Source organism: uncultured Oscillibacter sp., from assembly GCF_910587525.1.
Classification (GTDB): Bacteria; Bacillota; Clostridia; order Oscillospirales; family Oscillospiraceae; genus Oscillibacter.
Window position 1 is genome coordinate 1 of sequence record NZ_CAJULS010000235.1, and the last position, 2,226, is coordinate 2,226.

Annotated in this window: 3 protein-coding genes, 1 pseudogene and 1 riboswitch; all 4 genes and pseudogenes read left to right on the forward strand. The window is 64.8% G+C overall.

Features of this window, described 5'->3' with window-relative positions:
- A pseudogene (locus tag QZ326_RS12945) lies at nucleotides 1-239 on the forward strand (hypothetical protein); the annotation flags it as partial.
- Nucleotides 240-546: 307 nt separating this feature from the next.
- The gene (locus QZ326_RS12950; protein ID WP_295746012.1) at nucleotides 547-912 is read left to right on the forward strand and encodes a type II toxin-antitoxin system PemK/MazF family toxin; all 366 of its coding nucleotides are present in this window, start codon (nucleotides 547-549) and stop codon (nucleotides 910-912) included.
- A 97-nt stretch (nucleotides 913-1,009) separates the two neighbouring features.
- A complete protein-coding gene (locus QZ326_RS12955; RefSeq protein ID WP_295746006.1) occupies nucleotides 1,010-1,549 on the forward strand; it encodes a hypothetical protein in 540 nt (179 codons plus the stop codon).
- A 112-nt stretch (nucleotides 1,550-1,661) separates the two neighbouring features.
- Nucleotides 1,662-1,755, forward strand: a riboswitch (SAM riboswitch).
- Nucleotides 1,756-1,835: 80 nt separating this feature from the next.
- Nucleotides 1,836-2,226 (forward strand): S-adenosylmethionine synthetase N-terminal domain-containing protein (locus QZ326_RS12960; RefSeq protein ID WP_295746009.1); only part of this gene is annotated, 391 nt, incomplete at its 3' end.

Sequence of the window (2,226 nt, forward strand, 5' to 3'; positions counted from 1 at the left end):
CCCTGGGCCAGTTCTCCATCATCCGTCTGGAGCGGGACAGCCAGCTGCTCATGCCGGTGTTCGACTACTGCATGCCCGACAAGGACTGCTCCTGCGCCGGCGGCTGCTGCGCCAACGAGGACCCCTGCGAGCTCTTCCAGAACATCAGCTTCCCCGTGGAGGAGTTCTTCCCCCCCAACAGCCTCAACAGCTGCTGCGACTACGAGGGCACCAAGCACCACTGCGGCTGCTGCCACTGATTCCCGCGCCCATAGACGCCAAGGAGGAGGCCCCCCGGGGCCTCCTCCGCGCGCGCCAAAACGGCCGCCCGGCGCGCAAATGAAAAATCCGCCGCCCTCCGCACCTCCGCCCGCCGGCGGGCATAGGATATGGCGGGGCAGGAAAACTCCGGCATCCAACGGCTGCTTTGGCGCCCTGCAGCGCGGCGCGCCGCACCGGCGCCGGTCCGCTGTTTTGCGGAGCGAGTAGTATAAATTCCGCGGTTGCGTGGGAGAATGGTAGTGGTCCGGAAACACCGGGCACTTCTTCCGGCGGAGTGTGAACTTAGTGGATACAAGCGTAAAACGCGGCGACATCTTTTATGCCGACCTCAGCCCGGTTGTGGGGAGCGAGCAGGGCGGCGTGCGTCCCGTGCTGATCGTTCAGAACGACACAGGCAATCGGTACAGCCCCACGGTGATCGTGGCAGCCATCACCAGCCAGACCGGCAAGGCGAAGCTGCCCACACATATCGAATTGGCAGCGCAAAGCTATGGACTTACCCGGGATTCTGTGGTATTATTGGAACAGATCCGCACGCTGGATAAGCGTCGTCTGCGGGAAAAAATGGGGCGCGTGGACAGGGATCTGATGGACAGGGTTGACGCGGCCATCGCGGTCAGCTTCGGTCTGCACAGCGACAGACTCGTATAGGCGTCCCGGCGGTTCAAGCGAGGAAAGCGGGCCCGCGGCGGCAGGACCCTCCGCGGGCTCCTCAAAATTCGGATACATACGGAGGAGCGAAACATTGATGAAACGACACGCACTGCGCACGGTTCTGTGCGTTCTTCTGGCGGCGGTGGTGCTCACCGCCTTCGCCTATCTGGCCGGCGGCGGGGGCTCCCAGGGGGACCCCCTGGTGACCCTCAGCTATCTCACCGGCGCCTTCACCGATCAGGTGCTGGAAAAAGTGGACAAGGCCCTGGAGGAGCGTGGCAGCGCCCTGCGCCGTGAGCTGGAGCAGGAGATCGCCCAGGCCGAGCAGGCCCTCCGGGACCAGCTGGGCGGCGGCGCTCCCTCCCCCGGCGGCGGGGCGGCCTACGCCGCCGTCACCCTCTCGGAGGGCCAGACCCTCCGTGGCTCCGCCGGCTGCGAGGTGATCCTGCGCTCGGGCAGCGCCGTGTGCGCCGCCTCCGGCTCCCCGGGGCTGGTGGACGCCACCAGCGGCGGCAGTCTCTCCAACGGCGGCAGCCTCCAGCAGAACCACCTCTACCTGATGCCGGACGCCCAGGGCGTGCGGGCCTCCGGCGCGGTGACGCTGCTGGTCCGGGGGAGCTACTCCATTCTCTGAGCGGCCCCCCGGCCGGGTTGACCCATTTGTCCCTTTTTTCCAACTTTCCTGTTGACAATCCCCTCTCCTGGCCGTATAATAGGGTCAGCGCTGAAGAGCGCATAAACTGAATACCTTATCAAGAGTGGCGGAGGGAACGGCCCGATGAAGCCACGGCAACCTGCGTCAGCAAGGTGCCAATTCCGGCGGTCAGCGCAAGATGAGGAAAGCGAAATCTCTCAGAAGCACGCCGCCCGGCGTGCTTTTTCTCGTTTTCCCCTGCATCAAAGAGAAAGGATGAATCAACATGGCAAACCGTATCTTTACATCCGAGTCCGTCACCGAGGGACATCCCGACAAGGTCTGCGACCAGATTTCTGACGCCGTTCTGGACGCCATCATGGCCCAGGACCCCGCCGGCCGCGTGGCCTGCGAGACCGTGACCACCACCGGCATGGTAATGGTCATGGGCGAGATCTCCACCAGGTGCTACGTGGACATCCCCCACATCGTCCGGCGCACCGTGGACAAAATCGGCTACAACGACCCCGCCTGCGGCTTCGACGCCCGCTCCTGCGCCGTCATGACCACCATCGACGAGCAGAGCGGCGACATCGCCATGGGCGTGGACGGCGAGAGCGACGAGACCATCGGCGCCGGCGACCAGGGCATGATGTTCGGCTACGCCTGCGACGAGA